Source organism: Azospira restricta (assembly GCF_016858125.1).
In the GTDB taxonomy this organism is placed as follows: Bacteria; Pseudomonadota; Gammaproteobacteria; order Burkholderiales; family Rhodocyclaceae; genus Proximibacter; species Proximibacter restrictus.
In genome coordinates, this window is the sequence record NZ_CP064781.1 from 3,653,344 (window position 1) to 3,674,298 (window position 20,955).

Consider the following 20,955-nt stretch of genomic DNA (forward strand, 5'->3'; position numbering starts at 1 on the left):
TCTTCCTTTGCAAAAAAACGGAGGCACGGATGCTGCGGGGGTTGGCGTTTCCTGCCACTGCGCCTGACGCGGGCGAACCCTCCCCCGCCGGCCTGCCGAAAAGGCAGGCCGGAATGGGGTGTTACTGGCGAGATGACGGGCTTGGAGTCTTGGCGCGGGCTACTTCGCCGCAACCAGCGCGCAGGTCGAATCCTTCAGCGGCTTGAAGGCGATCTGCGCGGGGATGGTGGACACCAGGTTGTAGTAGTCCCACGGGCCCTTGGACTCGCTCGGCTTCTTCACCTGGAACAGGTACATGTCGTGCGCCACGCGGCCGTCGGGACGGATCGTGGCGTTGCGCATCACCGGGTCCTTGATCGGCAGCTCGCGCATCTTCTGCGTGACGACCTTCCAGTCGTCGCTCTTGGCGGCAGCCACGGAGCGCAGGTAGTGCAGCACGCTGGAATAGACGCCGGCCTGCACCATGGTCGGCTTGAAGCCCTTGTGCAGTTTCTCGAAGCGGGCGGAGAAGGCGCGCGTCTCGTCGTCCATGTTCCAGTAGAAGCCGTCGGAGAAGACCAGCCCCTGCGCGGTGTCGAGACCCATCGCATGGACGTCGGTGAGGAACAGCAGCAGCGCCGCCAGCTGCTGGTTCTTGTCGCTGCCGATGCCGAACTCGCGCGCCGCCTTGATCGCATTGACCGTATCCTGGGCGCCGTTCGACAGGCCGATGATCTGCGACTTGGACGCCTGCGCCTGCAGCAGGAAGGACGAGAAGTCGTTGGCGTTGAGCGGATGGCGGACGTTGCCGACGACGTTGCCGCCGTAGGTCTTCACCACCTCGCTGGCCTCCTTCTCGAGCGAATGGCCGAAGGCGTAATCGACGGTGACGAAGTACCACGACTTCGCCCCCTGGCGGGTCAGCGCCGCCGCCGTCCCGGACGCCGCCGAATAGGTGTCGAACATCCAGTGGAAGCCGTTCGGCGCGCAGTCCTCGTTGGTCAGGCGGGTAGTCGCCGGGCCGCTGTACAGCGCGACGCCGCCCTTCTCCTTGATCAGCTTCTGGATCGCCAGCGCGCCGGCGGAGTTGGTCAGGTCGGCGAGCACGTCGACCTTGTCGCGGTCCAGCCACTCGCGCGCCTTGGCCGAGGCGATGTCGGCCTTGTTCTGGTGGTCGGCCGACAGCACCTCGATCTTCATGCCCTTGCATTCGGCCTTCAGGCAGTCCTCGACCGCCATCTTGGCGGCGACGACGGAGCCGGGGCCGCCCATGCCGGAATAGGTGCCGCCCATGTCGGTGAGCACGCCGACCTTGACGACGCCGTCGGAAACCTGCGCCTGGGCGGCGGCGGAGAAGGCCAGCAGAACGGCGGCCAGGGATTTTTTCAGTTGCAGCATGAGTTGTCTCCTACTCGTGAATGTGCGGTCGCGGTTGCATGTCGTTTTTGTTACCGTGCGGCGAGTATATTTAGACATTTCTGCAATAGAATAGAGAACCAAAGCAAACTTGCTGTGCATTTTTGCAAAGCCAAAAATCATGAACAATCTCCGGATCGACTGGGACAACCTGCGCATCTTTCTCGCCGTCGCGCGCAGCCAATCGGCGCTGGAAGCGGCCGGGCAGCTGGAACTGGATCACTCGACGGTGACCCGGCGCCTGCACCGGCTGGAAAAGGAAATCGGCAGCAAGCTGTTCGACCGCACCACGCAAGGCCATCGGCTGACGCCGACCGGCGACCGGCTGCTGGAAGCCGTCGAGCGCATCGACAACGCGCTGAGCACCGTCGACGCCGAGATCGGCGGCGACAGCCAGGTGCTGACCGGCCAGGTCCGCCTCGGCGCGACGGAGGGCTTCGGCAGCTTCTTCCTGGCGCCGCACCTGGCGGATTTCTGCGCCCGCCACCCCGGGATCACCGTCGACCTGCTGCCGGTACCGCGCTTCGTCAACCTCTCCAAGCGCGAAGCCGATCTCGCGGTCAGCATCGAACGCCCCGAGAGCGGCGCCTACGTCGTCTGCAAGCTCGCCGACTATCGCCTGCAGCTCTACGCCACCCGCCACTACCTCGACCGCAACCCGACCATCTCCACGCTCAGCGACCTGCAGATGCACCGCTTCATCGGCTACGTCGATGAACTGACCTTCAGCACCGAATTGCGCTACCTGAGCAAGCTGGCCCCCGGCGCCGCGGTCAAGCTGCGCAGCACGAGCATCGTCGCCCAGTTCTTCGCCGCGCGGCAGGGGCACGCGCTGGCCGTGCTCCCGTCGTTCATCGGCAACACCAGCCCGGACCTGATCCCCGTGCTGCCGCGCACGGTCGAGGTGGTGCGCTCGTTCTGGCTGATCGCGCCGAGCGAGCGGCGCGAGATCGCCCGCGTGCGCGCGCTGTGGGATTTCCTGCGCGAACGCGCCGACCGCAACCGCGCCTACCTGATGGGCGAGACCGACAGCATCGTCTGGAGTTGAGCAGCGGCGGCGATGCGATAATCACCGCCATGACGATCCTGATCGAAATCATCCTCAAGGCCGGCCGCTCGGCGATCGAGCTGTCGCTGTTCGTACTGCTGCCGGTGATGGTGGTGATGCTGTCGCTGATGCGCATGCTGGAGGCCCGCGGCGTGCTCGACTGGCTGGTCGCCCGGCTGACGCCGTGGCTGAAGCCGGTCGGCCTGACCGGGCTGGGCGTGTTCGCGGCGCTGCAGATCAACTTCGTCAGCTTCGCCGCGCCGGTGGCGACGCTGGCGATGATGGAGCAGCGCGGCGCCTCCGACCGCCACCTCGCCGCGACGCTGGCGATGGTGATGGCGATGGCGCAGGCCAACGCCTCGTTCCCGCTGGCCGCGCTCGGGCTGACCCTCGGGCCGGTGCTGGCGCTGTCGCTGGTCGGCGGCCTGGCGGCGGCGGCGGTCACCTACCACCTGTTCGGCCGGCGGCTGGACAGCGCCGAGCAGCGCCTCGACGAAACGCTCCATCACCCGGTCGCGGACGACGCCAAGGGCGTGCTCGACGTGATCAACCGCGCCGGCGCCGAGGCCTTCAAGATCGCCATCGGCGCGATGCCGATGCTGGTGCTGTCGCTGGTCGTGGTCACCGCGCTGCGCGCCGGCGGCGCCGTCGATGCGCTGACCTACCTGCTGGCGCCGCTGCTGGCGGCGGTGCAGATCGACAGCGCGCTGATCCTGCCGGCACTGACCAAGTACCTGGCCGGCGGCAACGCGATGCTCGGGGTGATGGACGAGATGCTGCGCCAGCAGCAGGCCACCGTCGCGCTGCTCAACCGCAGCGCCGGGTTCCTGATCCACCCGCTCGACCTGGCCGGCGTCGCCGTGCTCATTTCCGCCGGCAAGCGCGTCGCCACGGTGTGGAAGCCGGCGGCGCTCGGCGCCGGCGTCGGCATCGCCGTGCGTACGCTCGGCCACGCCTTCCTGGCCTGAGCCTTGAATCGCCCGGCCGGCAACCCCATACTACGGGAAACCCGAGAGGCACGCCGGAGGCCCGACGATAACCGGCATCCCCCAGGGGCAGGAGGAGGAGAAGATGGATTTGCAGACGTGTTCGTTCACGCCCGCCGGCGGCTGGACGAAGGGGCTGTCGTCGGCACTCGATTCGGAACGCACGCTGGTGTTCGTTTTCGGCGCGCCGGAATTCCGCGACGACGACCGTGCCGTCGGCGAACTGCGGCGCACCTTTCCCCGCTCGCACATGCTCGGCTGCTCGACGGCCGGCGAGATCGCCGGTGTGCTGGTCAACGACCACAGTCTGTCGGTGGCGATCGTCCGTTTCGCGCACAGCGACGTCGAAATCGCCGCAGCGCAAATTAGCGGCGCAGCCGACTCCTTCGCGGCCGGCGCCAGGATCGGCGGCTCGCTGCCACCGGACGGGCTGCGTGCGGTATTCGTGCTGTCCGACGGACTCAAGGTCAACGGCAGCGAACTGGTGAAAGGGCTGAACGCCAGCCTGCCCGCAGGAACCGTCGTCACCGGCGGGCTCGCCGCCGACGGCGACCGCTTCGAACGCACCTGGGTGCTGCACGACGGCCGCCTGCAAAGCGGTGTGATCGTCGCCGCCGGACTCTACGGCGACCGCCTGCGCGTCGGCCACGGCTCGCGCGGCGGCTGGGACAGTTTCGGTCCCGAGCGGCGCGTCACCCGTGCGGCCGGCAACGTGCTTTACGAACTCGACGGCAAGCCGGCGCTGTCGCTTTACAAGGAGTACCTCGGCGAGCGCGCGGCGGGTCTGCCGGCAACCGGTCTGCTCTTCCCGTTGTCGATCCGGCTGGACACCGAGGATGCACCGAATCTGGTGCGCACGATCCTCGCCGTCGACGAAGCGGCACAGTCGATGACCTTCGCCGGCGACATCCCGCAGGGCTGCATGGCCCGCCTGATGCGCGCCAATTTCGACCGCCTGGTCAACGGCGCCAGCATCGCCGCCGACCAGGCCGCCGGATCCTCGCCCGCGGCGCCGACGCTGGCAGTCGCGATCAGCTGCGTCGGCCGCCGCCTCGTCCTCGGCGAACGCATCGAGGAAGAGACGGAAGTCGCGCTCGAGCACCTGCCGCCGGGAACACAGCAGGTCGGCTTCTATTCCTACGGCGAGATTTCGCCATACGCCTCCGGCTCGTGCGATTTGCACAACCAGACGATGACGCTGACCACCATCGCGGAGTGCTGAAATGCTCCCCCCACCCTCGACCTTCGCGCAGGGCTTGCCGATGCGGCAAGTCCGTTCGGTCGGCACGGCGGGAAGGCTGACGATGCCGCGCGCTGCGCCGGCGACCTTGACCGGCCACTGAGCGCGTACCGGCAAAGCCATGAGCGAGCTGAACCCCCTGCTACTCCGCCAATTGAAGCGCCTTGGCATCGGCGACCTCGACATGCCGCCCGACCCTGCCCAGTGGCGGCAGTTCGTCGAGCGCGTCAGCCGCGCCTACACCGAGGCCGATCAGGAGCGTTATCTGCTGGAGCGCTCGCAGGACATTTCCTCGCGCGAGATGCAGGAACTGTACGCCCAGGTCGAGGAAGCGCAGCGCATCGCCGGCCTCGGCAACTGGTCGTTCGACCGGCGCCGCCGGGAAGCCCGCTGCTCGCCGGAAACATTGCGCCTGATCGGCCGCCCGCCGTATGCGCCGCCGCCGTCGTACCGCGAGGTGCTCTACCTCGCGCATCCGCGCGACCGCCGGCTGCTGCGCGACGCGGTGCACGGCGCGATGCGGCGCGGCGCCACCTTCGACATCGAGCTCCGGCTGTTGCCGCCGCCGGGAGATCGCACCCGCTGGGTGCGGGTCCGCGGCGAGCCGCTGCGCGACGAGGGCGGGCGCATCGCCCGCCTGCACGGCACGGTCACCGACGTCACGCAGCGCAAGACGATCGAGGTCCGCCAGTCGATGGAATACGCGGTCACCCGCCAGCTGGCGGAGGCCGGCTCGCCGCTCGCGGTTTTCCCGCAGATCATGGCGGTGGTCGGCGAGGTTCTCGATGCCTCGTGCGGCATCGCTTGGCTCGCCGACCGCGACGACGGCGTGCTGCGGCAGGCCGCCGCCTGGCTGCCATCGTCCCGGCCGTCGTGCGCCGGCGATTCCGAGCAATGCCCGCCGCACGCGGCGGTGACGGCGCCAGCGCTGGTCCTGCGCGCGCTCAACGAGGACCGCGTGCTCAGCGGCGGAAGCGGCTCCGAAGCCCCGGCGCACGCCGACTGCCGCCCCGACGACGGAATCGCGCTGCCCATCCGCATCGGCGAGAAACGCTACGGCGCGCTGCAGTTCTACGCCCACCGCATCCGGCCGCGCGACGTCACGCTCGAACGCAGCTTCCACTTCGTCGGCCGCCTGATCGGCATGTTCCTCCGCCGCAAGGAAGCCGAACTGGCGTTGCGCGAAAGCGAGGCGCATTTCCGCGCGCTGGTCGAGCAGGCCTCGGACAGCCTTTTCGTCCATGATGCATCCGGCCGCCTGACCGATGTCAACCGGCGCGGCTGCGAGAGCCTCGGCTACACCCGCGACGAGCTGCTGTGCCTGCGCATCGCCGACATCGACGAAGGCTTCACGCCCGAGGAACAGCAGCGGCTGGCGGAGCGCCTCGCGAAAGGCGCGCCGGCCGCCCGCGAGAGCCGCTTCCGACGCAAGGACGGCAGTGTCTTTCCGGTCGAGCTGTCGATTGCCCCGATCGAGATCCGCGGCCAGCGCCATCTCCTTTCGCTCGCCCGTGACGTCACCGAGCGCCAGGAACTGCAGGCGCACATCCGCTACCTCGCCTACCACGACGCACTGACCGGGCTGCCCAACCGCGCCATGTTCAACGCCGCCCTGAACCAGGCACTGGCGCGGGCGCGGAGGAGCGGCAAGCGGCTGGCGCTGATGTTTCTCGACCTCGACCGCTTCAAGAACATCAACGACACGCTCGGCCACGACGCCGGCGACAGCCTGCTGCGCGACATGGCGCAACGCCTCGCGCAATGCCTGCGCGCGAGCGACGTGATTGCGCGCATCGGCACCGAGGACGATCTCGTCGCCCGCCTCGGCGGCGACGAATTCATCGTCCTCGTCGAAGACGTCGACGACGTTGCGCAGATCGGCCGGATCGCGCACAAGATCCACGAGGCGCTGCTCGGCGAATGCTACGTCGCAGGCCATCCGGTACACATGACCGCCAGCATCGGCATCAGCATTTTCCCGGACGACGGCGGCGACGAGCTGACGCTGATGAAACACGCCGACATCGCAATGTACCGGGCGAAGGCGCAGGGCAAGGACAACTACCAGTTCTATTCGGCGCAGATGGACGTCCACTCGTCGGCGCAGCTCGCGCTCGAATCGGGCTTGCGCCAGGCGCTCGCCCGCGACGAGCTGCTGCTCTACTACCAGCCCAAGGTCGACCTGGCGAGCCGGCGGATCGTCGGCGTCGAGGCACTGCTCCGCTGGCGCCACCCCGAGCAGGGACTGCTGCCGCCGTCATGTTTCATTCCGCTCGCCGAGGAAACCGGACTGATCGTGCCGATGACCGTCTGGGTGCTCGACTCCGCCTGTGCCCAGGCGGCGCGCTGGCGCGCGGCCGGCCTGCCGCCGCTGCGCGTCGCCGTGAACCTCTCGCCGCGCCAGTTCAACGACCGGCACCTGCTCGACGACATTCTCGCGGCTGCCGAACGCAGCGCTATCGATCCCGGACTGATCGAGATCGAGATCACGGAGAGCATGGTCATGCACGACGCCGACCGCGCCGCGACGACCCTACGCGCACTCAAGGCGGCCGGGATGCGCGTCGCGATCGACGATTTCGGCACCGGCTATTCCTCGCTCGCCCACCTCAAGCGCTTTCCGATCGACGTGCTGAAGATCGACCGCGCCTTCGTCAAGGATCTGCCCGACAGCGAGGCGGAATCGGCGATTGCGCGCGCAATCATCACGATGGGACGGGGGCTGGGCCTGACGATCGTCGCCGAGGGCGTGGAAACGGCCGCGCAGATCGACTTCCTGCGCACCCATGGCTGCGACGAAGCCCAGGGCTTCTATTTCGGCCATCCGATGGAGCCTTCGCAGCTCGAATCGCTGCTCGCGCAGCCCCCCCGGGTCGCGCCATGAGGCGCTGCGGCGAAGCCGGCGCCTTGCGCCAACGGACTCACAGCTCGGTGTACTTGATCGCCCGCCCCTGCACCTTCTCCGGCGGGTACTTGGCGCGGTTCTCCACCATCTTCGCGGCGAAGGCTTCGGCGAGGTCGATCTCGAGCAGGTCGGCGACGCGGATGACGCCCATCAGCACGTCGGAGAGCTCGTCGGCGACCGCCTTCCGGCGCTCCGGCGGCAGCCTGAAGCTGTCCGCCTCGGAGCACCAGTTGAAGTGTTCGAGCACCTCGGCGGCCTCGACGGCGAGCGCGATGGCCAGGTTCTTCGGGTTGTGGTGCCGGTCCCAGCCGCGTTCGGCGACGAATTGGCGAACGACGGCGCGCAGTTCTTCGAGCTGGGTCATGACCTTGGATCCAGTGGGGGATGTGCTACTGTAACGCCCTCCCGTGTTCGTCACCAGATCGACCCGCCGTGCTCCGCCGTCCCCTCCTCATCCTCGCCTGCCTGCTCGCCACCGCCGTCCCGCTGCCCGTCGCGGCGGAAGGCGTCGACGTCGGCAACCCGTCGATGCTGCGCAACCTGGTGCCGGCCGAGCAGCTCGAACGCGCGTCGGCACAGCAATACCGGGATCTGCTGCGCGAAGCGGCGGCGAAGAAGGCGCTGGCGCCCGACGGCCACCCGCAGCTGGAGCGCATCCGCCGCATCGGCACGCGCCTGGTGCAGCACGCGGCGCGCTTCAACCCGCGCGCCGGGAAATGGCAGTGGGAAATCAACCTGATCGGCTCGAAGCAGATCAACGCCTTCTGCATGCCCGGCGGCAAGATCGCCGTCTATACCGGCCTCGTCGACGGCCTGAAACTGACCGACGACGAGATCGCCGTCGTCGTCGGCCACGAGATCGCGCATGCGCTGCGCGAGCACGCGCGGGCGCGTATGGTGAAGAGCGGGCTGACCCAGCTCGGCGCGATCGTCGCCGGCGAGCTGCTCGGCGGCGGCCGCTACACCGACGTCTTCCAGTTCGGCGGCGACATGCTGACGCTGAAGTTCTCGCGCAACGACGAGACCGACGCCGACCTGGTCGGCCTCGAACTGACCGCGCGCGCCGGCTACGACCCGCGCGCCGGTATCACGCTCTGGCAGAAGATGAGCGCGGCGAGCAAGGGCGAGCCCTTCGCCTGGTTCTCGACGCACCCCTCGGGACCGAACCGGATCAAGGAAATCGAGCGCCAGCTGCCGCAGGTGATGCCGCTCTACGAGCGCGCCGCGGCCGGCCGCTGACGCGGCGGCGTTCAGATCGCGCCGGCGGCGCGCAACGCGGCGATGCGCGCCGCGTCGTAGCCGAGCCCAGACAGCACCGCATCGGTGTGCGCGCCGAGCGCCGGCCCGATCCATTCCGTCGCCCCCGGCGTCGCCGACAGCTTGGGCACGACGCCCGGCATCCGGCAGTCGCGCCCGCCCGGCAGCGTCACCGTCTGCAACATCTCGCGGGCGAGGAACTGCGGATCGGCGAACATGTCGGCGACCGAGTAGATGCGCGAAGCCGGCACCTCGGCCGCGGCGAGCTTCGCCAGCACCTCGGCCTCGTCGTGCGCGGCCACCCAGGCGTCGATCAGCGCGTAGAGCTCGTCGCGGCGCGCGTCGCGGCCGGCGTTGTCGGCGAGCGACGGATCGCCGGCGAGATCCGGCCGCCCCATCGCCAGCGCCAGGCGGCGGAAGATCGCGTCGCCGTTGGCGCCGATCGCGACGTGCTTGCCGTCCCGCGTCGTGTGCGTGTTCGACGGCGTGATGCCGGGCATGATGTTGCCGGTGCGCTCGCGCACGAAGCCGAAGACGTCGAACTCGGGCACCAGCGACTCCATCATCGCGAACACCGCCTCGTACAGCGCGACGTCGACGACCTGCCCGCGGCCGCCGTTCACCTCCCGGTGACGCAGCGCCATCAGCGCGCCGAGCGCGCCCCACAGCGCGGCGATCGAGTCGCCGATCGAGATGCCGGTCTTCACCGGCGGCCGATCGGGGAAACCAGTCACGTAGCGCAGCCCGCCCATCGACTCGCCGATCGCGCCGAAGCCCGGCTGCGCCGCCAGCGGCCCGCTCTGGCCGAAGCCGGAGAGGCGCAGCATGACCAGCCCCGGGTTCTCGGCGGCGAGCGCCTCCCAGCCAAGGCCCAGCTTCTCGAGCACGCCCGGGCGGAAGTTCTCGACGACGATGTCGGCCTCCCGCGCCAGCGCGCGCACGATGGCGACGCCCTCCGGGTGTTTCAGGTTCACCGTCACCGACTTCTTGTTGCGCGCCTGCAGGTACCACCACAGCGAGGTGCCCTCGTACAGCTTGCGCCACTTGCGCAGCGGGTCGCCGCCGTCGGGGGATTCGATCTTGATCACCTCGGCGCCGAACTCGCCGAGGATGCGCGCGGCGAACGGGCCGGCGATCAGCGTGCCGAGTTCTAGGACCTTCAGGCCGGCGAGCGGCTTGGCGTTGTCGTTCATGCTGCCTCCGAAATGACAAAGCCCCCGATTGCGGGGGCTTTGCCGTGCGTCCGAACCGAATTACATGCGCGCGATCATCGCGTCGCCGAAGGCCGAGCACGACACTTCGGTGGCGCCGTCCATCAGGCGGGCGAAGTCGTAGGTCACGACCTTGTCGCCGATCGCCGCTTCCATCGACTTGATGATCAGGTCGGCGGCTTCCTTCCAGCCGAGGTGGCGCAGCATCATTTCGGCGGAGAGGATCAGCGAGCCGGGGTTCACCTTGTCCTTGCCGGCGTACTTCGGCGCGGTGCCGTGCGTCGCCTCGAAGCACGCGTACTGGTCGGAGATGTTGGCGCCCGGCGCGATGCCGATGCCGCCGACCTGCGCCGCCAGCGCGTCGGAGATGTAGTCGCCGTTCAGGTTGGTGGTGGCGATCACGTCGTATTCGGCCGGGCGCAGCAGGATCTGCTGCAGGAAGGCGTCCGCAATGGAGTCCTTGATCACGATGCCGTTCGGGAGCTTCAGCCACGGACCGCCGTCGATCTCGACGCCGCCGAATTCGCGCTTGGCGAGCGCATAGGCCGTGTCACGGAAGTTGCCTTCGGTGAACTTCATGATGTTGCCCTTGTGCACGATCGTCACCGACTTGCGCTTGTTGGCGATCGCGTACTTGATCGCGGCGCGCACCAGGCGCTCGGTGCCCTCGACCGAAATCGGCTTGATGCCGATGCCGGAGGATTCCGGGAAGCGGATCTTCTTCACGCCCATCTCTTCCTGCAGGAACTTGATCACCTTCTTGCAGGCCTCGGAGCCGTTGGCCCACTCGATGCCGGCGTAGATGTCCTCGGTGTTCTCGCGGAAGATGACCATGTTGCACAGCTCGGGCTGCTTCAGCGGCGAGGGCACACCCTTGAAGTACTGCACCGGGCGCACGCACTGGTAGAGGTCGAGCTCCTGGCGCAGCGCGACGTTCAGCGAGCGGATGCCACCGCCGACCGGGGTCGTCATCGGCCCCTTGATCGACACCGAGTATTCCTTCAGCGCGTCGAAGGTCTCCTTCGGCAGCCATTCGTCGGCGCCGTAGATCTGCGTCGACTTCTCGCCGGCATAGACCTCCATCCAGTGGATCTTCTTCCTGCCGCCGTAGGCCTTGGCCACCGCCGCGTCGACCACCTTGATCATCACCGGCGTGATGTCGACGCCGATGCCGTCGCCCTCGATGAACGGGATGATCGGATTGTCCGGAATCGCCTGTCCGGGAACGATTTTGGAACCACCTTGCGGAACCTTGATGTGCGAAGTCATATCCACTCCAGATGCGATGATGGGTAGCGGTCATGAAAGCCGGCCCGGAAATCGCTCCCCGGGCCGGCAGTTTGGTTCATCAATTATGGAGCAAAGCCTGCCGCGTGTCAGTTCTCGAACGCCAGACGCGTGCTGCGCTCCGCCCCGGCCGGCCTCGCCGGCGCAAGCGACGGCCGGAAGCGGCGCGACAGCCGGGTCGCCGGCGCTTCGACCCAGCGATGGAAGACGGCCGCGGCGGCCAGGCTCAAGGCGAAGGCGGCGACGAGCGCGGCCAGCGCGGCCTGCGGGCTGGACCAGCCCATGCGCGCGCAGACGGCGCCGACGAGCACCAGCACCGGGAAATGGACGAGGAACAGGCTGAAGGAGATCCGCCCGAGCGCCGCCAGCCAGCGACTGCGCGGCCAGCGCTGCCCGAGGCCGGCGTATTCGACGACGAACAGCATCGTCGCGAAAACCATCGCCACCACCACGCGCCAGCGCCATTCGAAACAGATGGCGAGCAGGAGCAGCGCCTGGTAGGCGAGGAAGTGCCGGCGCTCCCCGTGCTGCACCGCGTGATGGACGAGCACGCCCATGAAGAAGTAGGGGAAGAAGTAGAGCCCCCAGGCTTCCCATTCCGGGTTGAGGTTGAAGTGAAAGAGCGAGAAGGCGGCGGCGCACCAGCCGAGGCGCAGGAACCAGCGTCCGTCGCCGCGGCCGAAGCGGCGCTCGCCGGCGAGGATGAGCGCGTAGGCGAGGCTCAGCTGGAAATTGATGCAGACGAACCAGAGCCCGGCGGACAGCGGCTCGTAGCCGAGGATGTCCTGCAGGAAGAAGACATGGGCGAGCAGCTGCAACAGGTTGACCGGACTGCCGAGGACGTCGTCCGGCACCCAGCCGCGGGCAAAGGCGTAGATCGGGATGACGATGGCGACCACCGCCAGGTAGGGCAGGCCCAGCCGGCAGTAACGCTGCACCGCGAAGCGCCCGAGCTGACGGAAGGACCACAGGCGGTTGCCGATGGTCCGCGCCGCGACGAAGCCACCGACGACGAAGAACACCTGGGTTGCCCGGGCGTGACGGGCGAGAAAGTCGAGGACGTCGCCGGCCAGCGGCGCGGCCCAGTCGCGCAACGGCGCGTAGAGCGCGAAATGGTGGGCAACGATGATGAGGGCGGCAAGCGCCCGCAAGGCCAGGATGAACAGCGAATTCGACGGAACGTTCACGACGGGAGACTGCGAAACGAAGAAGCGGAATGTCGGCGCGAGCGACCGCCGCTGCGCGCCCCGCCAAGAAAAAGGCGAAGCCGCTGCCGGCTTCGCCTTCCTGGCGTGCCCGACGCGGGGTCGGGCAGGCGCGCATTATACAGCAGCGGCGGGCATTGCCTTCAAGGCCGCGTTGAAGGTCGCGCTCGGGCGCATCACCGCCTCGCGCTTCGCGGCATCGGCCAGGTAGTAGCCGCCGATGTCGGCCGGCTGCCCCTGCACCGCCGAGAACTCGGCGATGATCTTCTGCTCGCTCTCGGCGAGCGACTTGGCCAGCGGCGCGAAATGCGCGGCGAGTTCCTTGTCCTCGGCCTGCGCGGCCAGCTCCTGCGCCCAGTACGTCGCCAGGTAGAACTGCGAGCCGCGGTTGTCGAGCTCGCCGGTCTTCGGGCGCGGCGACTTGTTGTTGTCGAGCAGCTTGCCGGTCGCGGCATCGAGCGTCTTCGCCAGCAGCTTGGCGCGGGCGTTGTTCTCCTTGATGCCGAGCTCTTCGAGCGACACCGCGAGCGCCAGGAACTCGCCGAGCGAATCCCAGCGCAGGTGGTTTTCCTGCGTCAGCTGCTGCACGTGCTTCGGCGCCGAGCCGCCGGCGCCGGTCTCGTACATGCCGCCGCCGTTCATCAGCGGCACGATCGACAGCATCTTCGCCGAGGTGCCGAGTTCCATGATCGGGAACAGGTCGGTCAGGTAGTCGCGCAGGATGTTGCCGGTCACCGAGATGGTGTCGAGGCCGCGGGCAACGCGCTCGAGCGTGAAGCGCATCGCGCGCACCTGGCTCATGATCTGGATGTCGAGGCCGGTGGTGTCGTGGTCCTTGAGGTAGAGCTTCACCTTCTTGATCAGCTCGTTCTCGTGCGGACGGTAGGGATCGAGCCAGAAGATCGCCGGCATGCCGGAGTTGCGCGCGCGGGTGACGGCCAGCTTGACCCAGTCGCGGATCGGCGCGTCCTTCACCTGGCACATGCGCCAGATGTCGCCCTGCTCGACGTTCTGCGTCAGCAGCACTTCGCCGGTGGCGAGGTCGACGATATTGGCGACGCCGTCTTCCTGGATCTCGAAGGTCTTGTCGTGCGAGCCGTATTCCTCGGCCTGCTGCGCCATCAGGCCGACGTTGGGCACGGTGCCCATGGTCTTCGGATCGAAGTTGCCGTGCCATTTGCAGAAGTTGATCATCTCCTGGTAGATGCGGGCGAAGGTCGATTCCGGCATCACCGCCTTGGCGTCGTACTGCTTGCCGTCGGCGCCCCACATCTTGCCGCCGGCGCGGATCATCGCCGGCATCGACGCATCGACGATGATGTCGTTCGGCGAGTGGAAGTTGGTGATGCCCTTCGCCGAGTCGACCATCGCCAGCGCCGGGCGGTGCTCCTGGCAGGCGTGCAGGTCGCGGATGATTTCGTCGCGCTTCGATTCCGGCAGCGTCTTGATCTTCTCGTAGAGGTCGACCATGCCGTTATTGACGTTGATGCCGAGCTCGTCGAACAGCTTGCCGTGCTTCTCGAAGGCTTCCTTGTAGTAGATCTTGACGCAGTGGCCGAAGACGATCGGGTGCGAGACCTTCATCATCGTCGCCTTGACGTGCAGCGAGAAGAGGATGCCGGCCTCGCGGCAGTCGTCGAGCTCCTTCTCGTAGAACTCGCACAGCGCCTTCTTGCTCATGAACATCGAGTCGATGATCTCGCCGGCCAGCAGCGCGACCTTCGGCTTCAGCACGACGGTCTTGCCGCTCTTGGTGACCAGCTCCATCTTGACGTCGCGCGCCCGGTCCAGCGTCATCGACTTCTCGCCGTGGTAGAAGTCGCCGCCGTGCATGTGCGAGACGTGCGACTGCGACCACTGCTTCCACTCGCCCATCGAATGCGGGTGCTTCTTGGCGTAGTTCTTGACGGCGCCCGGCGCGCGGCGGTCGGAGTTGCCCTCGCGCAGCACCGGGTTCACGGCCGAGCCGAGGCACTTGCCGTAGCGCGCGCGGACCGCCTTCTCCTCGTCGCTCGCCGGATTTTCCGGGAAGTCGGGGATCGGGTAGCCCTTCTCCTGCAGCTCCTTGATGCAGGCCTTCAGCTGCGCCACCGAGGCACTGATGTTCGGCAGCTTGATGATGTTGGTGTCGGGCAGCAGGCACTTCTTGCCCAGCTCGCCCAGGGTGTTCGGCACCTTCTGCGCATCGCTCAGGCATTCCGGGAATTCGGCAAGTACGCGTGCGGCCACCGAAATGTCGGCCTCCTCGATGTCGATCCCGGCCGGTGCGGTGAAGGCGCGGATGATCGGCAGAAAGGAGCAGGTCGCCAGCAGCGGCGCCTCGTCCGTGAGCGTATAGATGATCTTCGACTTGCCTGCAGCCATGCTACCCCCCGAAATTGGATTGACGTGGAAAAAACGGACGAAGTCTACACGCCTCCGCTTTCATCAGGCTTACAGAAATGAAACATCTTTCCACAATCCGGGATGGAGTGATGCAGCGACGCAACACCCTGGGTGCTAGAATCCCCGGCCCAGCCCCTCCTTCCCCGAGCCGCCGTCGATGGACATCTCGACCGTTCAGAATCCGCTCGCGCAGCGCGTGGCCGATGCCATGATCGAAGGCTTCAACCGCCACTACCGCAACATCCGCCTCTACGGCCAGCAGGCCAAGACGCTGTTCGAGAACGCGCAGTGGCTGGAAGTGCAGAAGGCGGTGCGCGAGCGCATCCGCTCCTACGACGAGCGCGTCGACGACAACGTCGCCCGCCTGCGCGAGGAGTTCGACGCCGACCACATCGACGACCAGACCTGGCAGCAGATCAAGCTCTACTACATCGGCCTGCTGGTGAACCACAAGCAGCCGGAGCTCGCCGAAACCTTCTTCAACTCGGTGACGACCAAGATCCTGCACCGCAGCTACTTCCACAACGACTTCATCTTCGCCCGGCCGGCGGTATCCACCGAATACATCGAGTCCTACCCGCCGGTCTACTCGAGCTACTACCCGTCGGCGCACGGCGGCCTGCGGGCGACGGTCAAGCGCATCATCCAGGACTTCGACTGGCAGCGCCCGTTCGCCGACCTCGACCGCGACATCGACTGCATCATGCGCAGCGCCGAGAAGCACCTCGGCGGACAATGGCCAACCGCCGAGGCGAACTTCCAGATCCAGGTGCTGTACTCGGCCTTCTACCGCAACAAGGGGGCCTACATCATCGGCAAGGCGATCAACGGCCACCTCGAGCTGCCGTTCGCGATCCCGGTCCTGCACGACGACAGCGGCCGGCTGTTCATCGACACCATCCTGCTCGACGCCTGGCGCATCTCGCTGCTGTTCTCGCTCTCGCGCGCCTACTTCATGGTGGACATGGAGGTGCCCTCGGGCTATGTGCAATACCTGCGCACGATCATGCCGAACAAGCCGCGTTCCGAGCTGTACACGATGATCGGGCTGGGCAAGCAGGGCAAGACGATGTTCTACCGCGACTTCTACCAGCACCTGAAGCACTCCGAGGACAAGTTCATCATCGCGCCCGGCATCAAGGGCATGGTCATGCTGGTGTTCACGCTGCCCTCGTACCCCTACGTGTTCAAGATCATCAAGGACGTCTTCGGCAGCTCGAAGGAAGTCGACCGCGCCACCGTCGAGCGCAAGTACCAGCTGGTGAAGCAGGTCGACCGCGTCGGCCGCATGGCCGACTCGCTCGAGTTCTCGCAGGTGGCGCTACCGCGTGCGCGCTTCTCGGAGGACCTGATGGACGAGCTGCGCACGCTGGCGCCGTCGATGTTCGAGGAGGAAGGCGACGACGTCGTGATCAAGCACCTCTACATCGAGCGGCGGATGGTGCCGCTCAACCTCTACCTCGACCGCGCCGACGAGGCGAAGACCGAGCACGCGGTGCGCGAGTACGGCAGCGCGATCCGCGAGCTGGCGCTGGCCAACATCTTCCCCGGCGACATGCTGTGGAAGAACTTCGGCGTCACCCGCTACAACCGCGTCGTCTTCTACGACTACGACGAAATCGAGTACATGACCGACATGAACTTCCGCCACATCCCGGAAGCGCCGGACTACGAAACCGAGATGTCGGGCGAGGTCTGGTACTCGGTGGCGAGGAACGACGTCTTCCCGGAGGAGTTCGGCACCTTCCTGCTCGGCTCGCCGAAGGTGCGCCAGGCCTTCCTCAAGCACCACCGCGACCTGCTCACCGCCGAATTCTGGCAGCAGACCAAGGCGCAGATCCTGGCCGGCAAGGTGCCCGATTTCTATCCTTACCCGGAAGAGTTGCGCTTCTGCAACGCCTACCCGCGTAGCTGAGCGCCGCTACGCTTCCGCCCCCGTAATAACCGGAAGGAATAAGCTCCTGCCAATTCGTTATTTTTTGCACTTACCCAGTCGGGCTAGACTCGACCCATGGTCGCGCGCGGCAGCGCCTGCGGCCGTTCCTGCACAACCCACACCGGAGAAGAAGATGAACAGGCTCCCCCTCGCCGCCTGCCTGGCCGCCCTGGCGCTCGTCGCCGGCCCGGCCGCGGCCCAAGATCCGAACCTCGCGCGCAACCTCGCCGCGACCTGCGCCAATTGCCACGGCACCAACGGCAAGGCGGTTCCCGGCACCGCGATGCTCACCCTCGCCGGCCAGCCGAAGGAGAAGATCGCGCAGAGCCTGCACGAATTCCGCGCCGGCAAGCGCGAGGCGACGGTGATGCACCAGATCGCCAAGGGCTACACCGACGCCCAGATCGACCTGCTCGCCGCCTGGTTCGCGGCCCAGAGATAAGGAGAAGAAGATGTTCGATCGTCGCGATTTCCTGAAGGCCGCCGGCGCCAGCGCCGGCCTCGTCGCCCTCGGCGGCTGTGCAGGCGCCGGCAGCAAGCCCGGCGGCCACGTCGTCGTCGTCGGCGGCGGCTACGGCGGCGCTACCGCCGCCAAGTACCTGCGCATGTGGAGCAACGGCAGTGTCGAGGTGACGCTGGTCGAGCGCAACCGCGAATTCATCTCCTGCCCGATCTCCAACCTCGTCGTCGCCGGCGAGCGGACGCTCGCCGACGTCACCGTCAGCTACGAGGGCCTGAAGAAATGGGGCGTGCGCGTGATCCACGATGACGTCGTCGGCATCGACGCCGAGAAGCGCCGCATCAGGCTCGCCACGTACGGCGAGCTGGCCTACGACCGCGCGGTGCTGTCGCCGGGAATCGAGTTCATGTGGGACCAGGTGCCGGGACTGAACAACGCCGACGCGCAGGCGAAGATTCTGCATGCCTGGAAGGCCGGCCCGCAGACCGTCGCGCTCAGGAAGCAGCTGGAAGCGATGAAGGACGGCGGCGTCTACGCGCTGACCGTGCCGAAGGCGCCGTACCGTTGCCCGCCGGGGCCGTACGAGCGCGCCTCGGTGATCGCCCACTACCTGAAGACGCACAAGCCGAAGTCGAAGGTGCTGGTGCTGGATGCCAACGAGGACGTCGTCTCGAAGAAGGGCCTGTTCGTGAAGGCCTGGCAGGAGCTGTACCCGGGCATCGTCGAATACCGCCCGAACAGCGAGCTGCGCGACGTCGACGTCGCCAACCGCACGGCGATCCTCGAGTTCGACAAGGTGAAAGCCGACGTGCTCAACGTCGTGCCGCCGCACCGCGCCGGCGACCTCGTCGCGAAATCCGGTGCCAAGCTCGCCAACGGTCGCTGGGCCGAGGTCGACTGGCGGAGCATGGAGTCGGAGAACGTCAAGGGCATCCACATTCTCGGCGATTCGACACTGTCGGCGCCGCTGATGCCGAAATCCGGCTTCATGGCCAACCAGCACGGCAAGGTCGCCGCCGCGGCGATCCTCAACCTGCTCGCCGGCGAGGCGCCGAACCCCGAGCCGATGATGGCCAACACCTGCTACAGCTTCGTCGACGCGAAGAACGTGATCCACGTCGCCTCGGTGCACAAGTACGACGCCGAGAAGAGGACGATGCTGGTCGTCCCCGGCGCCAGCGGCGTCTCCGCCGCGCGCAACGAACTGGAAGGCAGCTACGCGATCGGCTGGGCGAAGAACATCTGGGCCGACATGCTGGCCTGACCGCCTCCGCCAGAAACACCAAGGGCCGGCAGCTGACGCTCCCGGCCCTTTTCCGTTCCAGATGCAGTTCAGAATCTCGAATCACGCCTGTTGCGAGCGGAGTTTCTCTGGCCTGCTTACTTTAGGCATTCGTCATCAGCTAAAATGCTGCAGCTATTTTCCACGAACGGGCGCCGGTATCCACTCGACAATCGACCAAACAGCAAGGTGAAACCAAGGCGAAATAACCCTCCTTTGGCACCGGCAAAAACTGATCGGGTCGCAGAAAAAACAAGAGGAAGATGTATGTCACAGCCTTTGCAATGCATAGCCGTCGCCGTCGCCTGCGCAGGACTACTCGGTCAGGCACATGGCATGACACCAGCCGAACTATTTGAAAAGGTTTCGCCAAGCGTTATGGTGGTACGCGGCTTGAGCGAAAATGAGTCCCCGATCCGTCAAGGCAGTGGCGTTATTACCGGCAGCAAAACGGTCATCACGAACTGTCATGTCATCGCCAGGGCGAAAATGGTGCAGGTCAGGCAGGGGGGGATTTCGTATCAGGCTCAGCTCGAACACGCAGACATTGAACGGGATCTGTGCCAGCTTAGCGTCCCGGATCTGAAAGCCCCTCTGGCGTCAGTTGCAGTACCGTCACAGGACGCGAAGGTTGGTCTGCGCATTTTCACCATCGGGGCGCCCAGCGGACGGGAACTAACGATGAGCGATGGACTTCTCTACGGCTTGCAATCCGCTGGCGACAAGGGTGGGCCGCAAATAGAAATCTCGACGCCCATTCCACCCGGAGTAAGTGGCGGCGGGGTATTCGACGAAAGAGGAAAACTCCTTGGCATCGCATCCGCCCTCACAGCAAAAATCCATGTGAGGGGAAATGGCTTAGTCAGTCCGGCGATTTGGATCGCCGAAGTTCCGCAACGCGCAAAGCAACAAAAAGCGAATGCGGAAGAGATACAAAGTCATCAAAAAAGTATTGCCCCCCCTTCTACCCCTGTAGCAAGAAAAATGGGGGCAGAAGAACTGCGACTGCAAATAGCAAACGCAGGGCCGTTTACCGTAGGGGAAAAAGGTCGACCAGTACAATTCGACTCGAACGGCTGGTGGAGCATAGATGCAAACGTGAATGGCTTGCCACGCCGAGGGTATTCATCAGTCACTGCTGACGGATGGCTCTGCTTAACTCAGACATTTCCGCATACCGGCGAGCAATTTTCAGGTTGTTATGACGCTGAGCATACCGCTACCGGGCCTGTTGCATTAACAGAAAGAAAGGCAAAGCCATGACCCGGAAGGATTGCGTGAAAGTTCTCATTACAGCAATGGCACTCGCACTGCTCCCCGGATGCGCCTCAATTACCCATGATTCTTCACAAAGGATTCGGCTTGAAACCCGCCTGCCCGATGGTGGAGCCGCTGAAGGCGCCGACTGCGCACTTCAAAGCGACGGCAAACGGTATGAACTGAAGACGCCAGGAACCGTCGTCGTTGCCCGCTCGGGGAGCAACCTCGAGATCACGTGCCGCCACCCCTCCTTTCCGGAAGCAAAAGCGACTGCCGTATCGCGCGCCAACGCTGGAATGTACGGGAATATCCTGCTGGGAGGAGCCATCGGTGCAATCATCGACCATAGTAGCGGGAAGGCCTACAACTACCCCACCTGGCTACAACTCGTGATGGGGAAAATTCTGTGGTTCGACCGATCAGACGAAACCGACGGACTCCCATCCGTCGCTCGTGTAACTGGCACAATCTCGGAAGAACCCGCCATATTCGACCAAAAGGTCACGATGGATGACCTCAAAGACCTGATGACAACAGCAAGGTAACACCATGGTTTGCCCCATCACTAGCAGGACGTAGACCGAACACAAAACGAATCCCAGGCCAAAAAAAAACCCGCCGGAGCAGGACTCGGACGGGTTTCTCGGGGAGGCGGCCGAATTACTTCAGCTTCACTTCCTTGTAGGCGACGTGCTTGCGGGCCTTGGGATCGTACTTCTTGATCTCCATCTTTTCCGGCATCGTCTTCTTGTTCTTGGTCGTCGTGTAGAAGTGACCGGTACCGGCGGTCGACTCGAGCTTGATCTTTTCACGCATGGTTCGGGTTCCTCTCTATCAGACTTCGCCGCGGGCGCGCAGGTCGGCCAGGACGACGTCGATGCCCTTCTTGTCGATGACGCGCAGGCCGGCGTTGGAGACGCGCAGACGCACGAAGCGGTTCTCGCTCTCGACCCAGAAACGGCGGTACTGCAGGTTCGGCAGGAAGCGACGCTTCGTTTTGTTGTTTGCGTGGGAAACGTGGTTCCCAACCATCGGGGCTTTGCCCGTCACTTGGCAGACTCGCGCCATGGTTGTTGCTCCGTTAGTAATCTTGGAAGA

At 65.9% G+C, this 20,955-nt stretch carries 18 protein-coding genes; 10 read left to right on the plus strand and 8 right to left on the minus strand.

Annotation, left to right across the window (positions count from 1 at the left end; genetic code table 11):
* Nucleotides 1-159: 159 nt before the first annotated feature.
* Nucleotides 160-1,377, minus strand: coding sequence for an ABC transporter substrate-binding protein (locus IWH25_RS17415; RefSeq protein WP_203387020.1), 1,218 nt, complete (start codon nucleotides 1,375-1,377; stop codon nucleotides 160-162).
* A 139-nt stretch (nucleotides 1,378-1,516) separates the two neighbouring features.
* Here IWH25_RS17415 and IWH25_RS17420 point away from each other — a divergent pair, with 139 nt between their 5' ends.
* The 4 genes from IWH25_RS17420 (at nucleotide 1,517) to IWH25_RS17435 (ending at nucleotide 7,553) form a co-directional block, all read left to right on the plus strand.
* Complete coding sequence (locus tag IWH25_RS17420) at nucleotides 1,517-2,443, plus strand: LysR family transcriptional regulator (protein WP_203387021.1); 927 nt, start codon at nucleotides 1,517-1,519, stop codon at nucleotides 2,441-2,443.
* Between the two features lie 29 nt (nucleotides 2,444-2,472).
* The gene (locus tag IWH25_RS17425) at nucleotides 2,473-3,411 is read left to right on the plus strand and encodes a nucleoside recognition family protein (RefSeq protein WP_203387022.1); all 939 of its coding nucleotides are present in this window, start codon (nucleotides 2,473-2,475) and stop codon (nucleotides 3,409-3,411) included.
* Nucleotides 3,412-3,514: 103 nt separating this feature from the next.
* Complete coding sequence (locus tag IWH25_RS17430; protein ID WP_203387023.1) at nucleotides 3,515-4,651, plus strand: FIST signal transduction protein; 1,137 nt, start codon at nucleotides 3,515-3,517, stop codon at nucleotides 4,649-4,651.
* A 139-nt stretch (nucleotides 4,652-4,790) separates the two neighbouring features.
* A complete protein-coding gene (locus IWH25_RS17435) occupies nucleotides 4,791-7,553 on the plus strand; it encodes an EAL domain-containing protein (RefSeq protein WP_203387024.1) in 2,763 nt (920 codons plus the stop codon).
* A 37-nt stretch (nucleotides 7,554-7,590) separates the two neighbouring features.
* Here IWH25_RS17435 and IWH25_RS17440 read toward each other — a convergent pair whose 3' ends face one another.
* Nucleotides 7,591-7,938 carry a nucleotide pyrophosphohydrolase gene (locus IWH25_RS17440; protein ID WP_203387025.1) on the minus strand — a complete coding sequence of 116 codons (348 nt, stop codon included), beginning with the start codon at nucleotides 7,936-7,938 and terminating at the stop codon, nucleotides 7,591-7,593.
* Nucleotides 7,939-8,006: 68 nt separating this feature from the next.
* Between IWH25_RS17440 and IWH25_RS17445 the strand changes: the two genes are divergently transcribed.
* On the plus strand, nucleotides 8,007-8,813 hold the full coding sequence (locus IWH25_RS17445) for a M48 family metallopeptidase (RefSeq protein ID WP_238998949.1): 807 nt from the start codon (nucleotides 8,007-8,009) through the stop codon (nucleotides 8,811-8,813).
* Nucleotides 8,814-8,824: 11 nt separating this feature from the next.
* Here IWH25_RS17445 and IWH25_RS17450 read toward each other — a convergent pair whose 3' ends face one another.
* The 4 genes from IWH25_RS17450 to IWH25_RS17465 form a co-directional block, all read right to left on the minus strand.
* Nucleotides 8,825-10,024: a CaiB/BaiF CoA transferase family protein gene (locus IWH25_RS17450; protein WP_203387027.1), complete on the minus strand. Its 1,200-nt coding sequence runs from the start codon at nucleotides 10,022-10,024 to the stop codon at nucleotides 8,825-8,827.
* Between the two features lie 60 nt (nucleotides 10,025-10,084).
* Entirely contained in the window at nucleotides 10,085-11,311 is a 1,227-nt protein-coding gene (gene icd, locus IWH25_RS17455; protein WP_203387028.1) for an NADP-dependent isocitrate dehydrogenase, read from the minus strand.
* A 107-nt stretch (nucleotides 11,312-11,418) separates the two neighbouring features.
* A complete protein-coding gene (locus IWH25_RS17460) occupies nucleotides 11,419-12,516 on the minus strand; it encodes an acyltransferase family protein (protein WP_203387029.1) in 1,098 nt (365 codons plus the stop codon).
* Between the two features lie 135 nt (nucleotides 12,517-12,651).
* Nucleotides 12,652-14,898: an NADP-dependent isocitrate dehydrogenase gene (locus tag IWH25_RS17465; RefSeq protein WP_203387030.1), complete on the minus strand. Its 2,247-nt coding sequence runs from the start codon at nucleotides 14,896-14,898 to the stop codon at nucleotides 12,652-12,654.
* Nucleotides 14,899-15,076: 178 nt separating this feature from the next.
* Here IWH25_RS17465 and aceK point away from each other — a divergent pair, with 178 nt between their 5' ends.
* The 5 genes from aceK (at nucleotide 15,077) to IWH25_RS17490 (ending at nucleotide 20,402) form a co-directional block, all read left to right on the plus strand.
* A complete protein-coding gene (aceK, locus tag IWH25_RS17470; RefSeq protein ID WP_203387031.1) occupies nucleotides 15,077-16,834 on the plus strand; it encodes a bifunctional isocitrate dehydrogenase kinase/phosphatase in 1,758 nt (585 codons plus the stop codon).
* A 154-nt stretch (nucleotides 16,835-16,988) separates the two neighbouring features.
* Nucleotides 16,989-17,297: a c-type cytochrome gene (locus IWH25_RS17475; protein WP_203387032.1), complete on the plus strand. Its 309-nt coding sequence runs from the start codon at nucleotides 16,989-16,991 to the stop codon at nucleotides 17,295-17,297.
* Nucleotides 17,298-17,307: 10 nt separating this feature from the next.
* Nucleotides 17,308-18,579, plus strand: coding sequence for an FCSD flavin-binding domain-containing protein (locus IWH25_RS17480; RefSeq protein WP_203387033.1), 1,272 nt, complete (start codon nucleotides 17,308-17,310; stop codon nucleotides 18,577-18,579).
* A 354-nt stretch (nucleotides 18,580-18,933) separates the two neighbouring features.
* Nucleotides 18,934-19,860 carry a S1 family peptidase gene (locus IWH25_RS17485; RefSeq protein ID WP_203387034.1) on the plus strand — a complete coding sequence of 309 codons (927 nt, stop codon included), beginning with the start codon at nucleotides 18,934-18,936 and terminating at the stop codon, nucleotides 19,858-19,860.
* Nucleotides 19,857-20,402 (plus strand): hypothetical protein, encoded by a 546-nt coding sequence (locus IWH25_RS17490; protein ID WP_203387035.1) that lies wholly within the window; start codon nucleotides 19,857-19,859, stop codon nucleotides 20,400-20,402. The genes IWH25_RS17485 and IWH25_RS17490 overlap by 4 nt, the downstream gene beginning before the upstream one ends.
* 115 nt (nucleotides 20,403-20,517) lie before the next feature.
* On the opposite strand, the gene rpmG is transcribed toward IWH25_RS17490, so the two are convergent.
* Nucleotides 20,518-20,673: a 50S ribosomal protein L33 gene (gene rpmG / locus IWH25_RS17495; protein WP_203387036.1), complete on the minus strand. Its 156-nt coding sequence runs from the start codon at nucleotides 20,671-20,673 to the stop codon at nucleotides 20,518-20,520.
* 18 nt (nucleotides 20,674-20,691) lie between these two features.
* The gene (rpmB, locus tag IWH25_RS17500) at nucleotides 20,692-20,925 is read right to left on the minus strand and encodes a 50S ribosomal protein L28 (protein ID WP_203387037.1); all 234 of its coding nucleotides are present in this window, start codon (nucleotides 20,923-20,925) and stop codon (nucleotides 20,692-20,694) included.
* Nucleotides 20,926-20,955: the final 30 nt, after the last annotated feature.

Bases quoted from the DNA above. Each gene is read 5' to 3' on its own strand.
- IWH25_RS17415 (WP_203387020.1), bottom strand. From the start codon at position 1,377: ATGCTGCAACTGAAAAAATCCCTGGCCGCCGTTCTGCTGGCCTTCTCC.
- IWH25_RS17420 (WP_203387021.1), top strand. From the start codon at position 1,517: ATGAACAATCTCCGGATCGACTGGGACAACCTGCGCATCTTTCTCGCC.
- IWH25_RS17425 (WP_203387022.1), top strand. From the start codon at position 2,473: ATGACGATCCTGATCGAAATCATCCTCAAGGCCGGCCGCTCGGCGATC.
- IWH25_RS17430 (WP_203387023.1), top strand. From the start codon at position 3,515: ATGGATTTGCAGACGTGTTCGTTCACGCCCGCCGGCGGCTGGACGAAG.
- IWH25_RS17435 (WP_203387024.1), top strand. From the start codon at position 4,791: ATGAGCGAGCTGAACCCCCTGCTACTCCGCCAATTGAAGCGCCTTGGC.
- IWH25_RS17440 (WP_203387025.1), bottom strand. From the start codon at position 7,938: ATGACCCAGCTCGAAGAACTGCGCGCCGTCGTTCGCCAATTCGTCGCC.
- IWH25_RS17450 (WP_203387027.1), bottom strand. From the start codon at position 10,024: ATGAACGACAACGCCAAGCCGCTCGCCGGCCTGAAGGTCCTAGAACTC.
- icd (WP_203387028.1), bottom strand. From the start codon at position 11,311: ATGACTTCGCACATCAAGGTTCCGCAAGGTGGTTCCAAAATCGTTCCC.
- IWH25_RS17465 (WP_203387030.1), bottom strand. From the start codon at position 14,898: ATGGCTGCAGGCAAGTCGAAGATCATCTATACGCTCACGGACGAGGCG.
- aceK (WP_203387031.1), top strand. From the start codon at position 15,077: ATGGACATCTCGACCGTTCAGAATCCGCTCGCGCAGCGCGTGGCCGAT.
- IWH25_RS17475 (WP_203387032.1), top strand. From the start codon at position 16,989: ATGAACAGGCTCCCCCTCGCCGCCTGCCTGGCCGCCCTGGCGCTCGTC.
- IWH25_RS17480 (WP_203387033.1), top strand. From the start codon at position 17,308: ATGTTCGATCGTCGCGATTTCCTGAAGGCCGCCGGCGCCAGCGCCGGC.
- IWH25_RS17485 (WP_203387034.1), top strand. From the start codon at position 18,934: ATGACACCAGCCGAACTATTTGAAAAGGTTTCGCCAAGCGTTATGGTG.
- IWH25_RS17490 (WP_203387035.1), top strand. From the start codon at position 19,857: ATGACCCGGAAGGATTGCGTGAAAGTTCTCATTACAGCAATGGCACTC.
- rpmG (WP_203387036.1), bottom strand. From the start codon at position 20,673: ATGCGTGAAAAGATCAAGCTCGAGTCGACCGCCGGTACCGGTCACTTC.
- rpmB (WP_203387037.1), bottom strand. From the start codon at position 20,925: ATGGCGCGAGTCTGCCAAGTGACGGGCAAAGCCCCGATGGTTGGGAAC.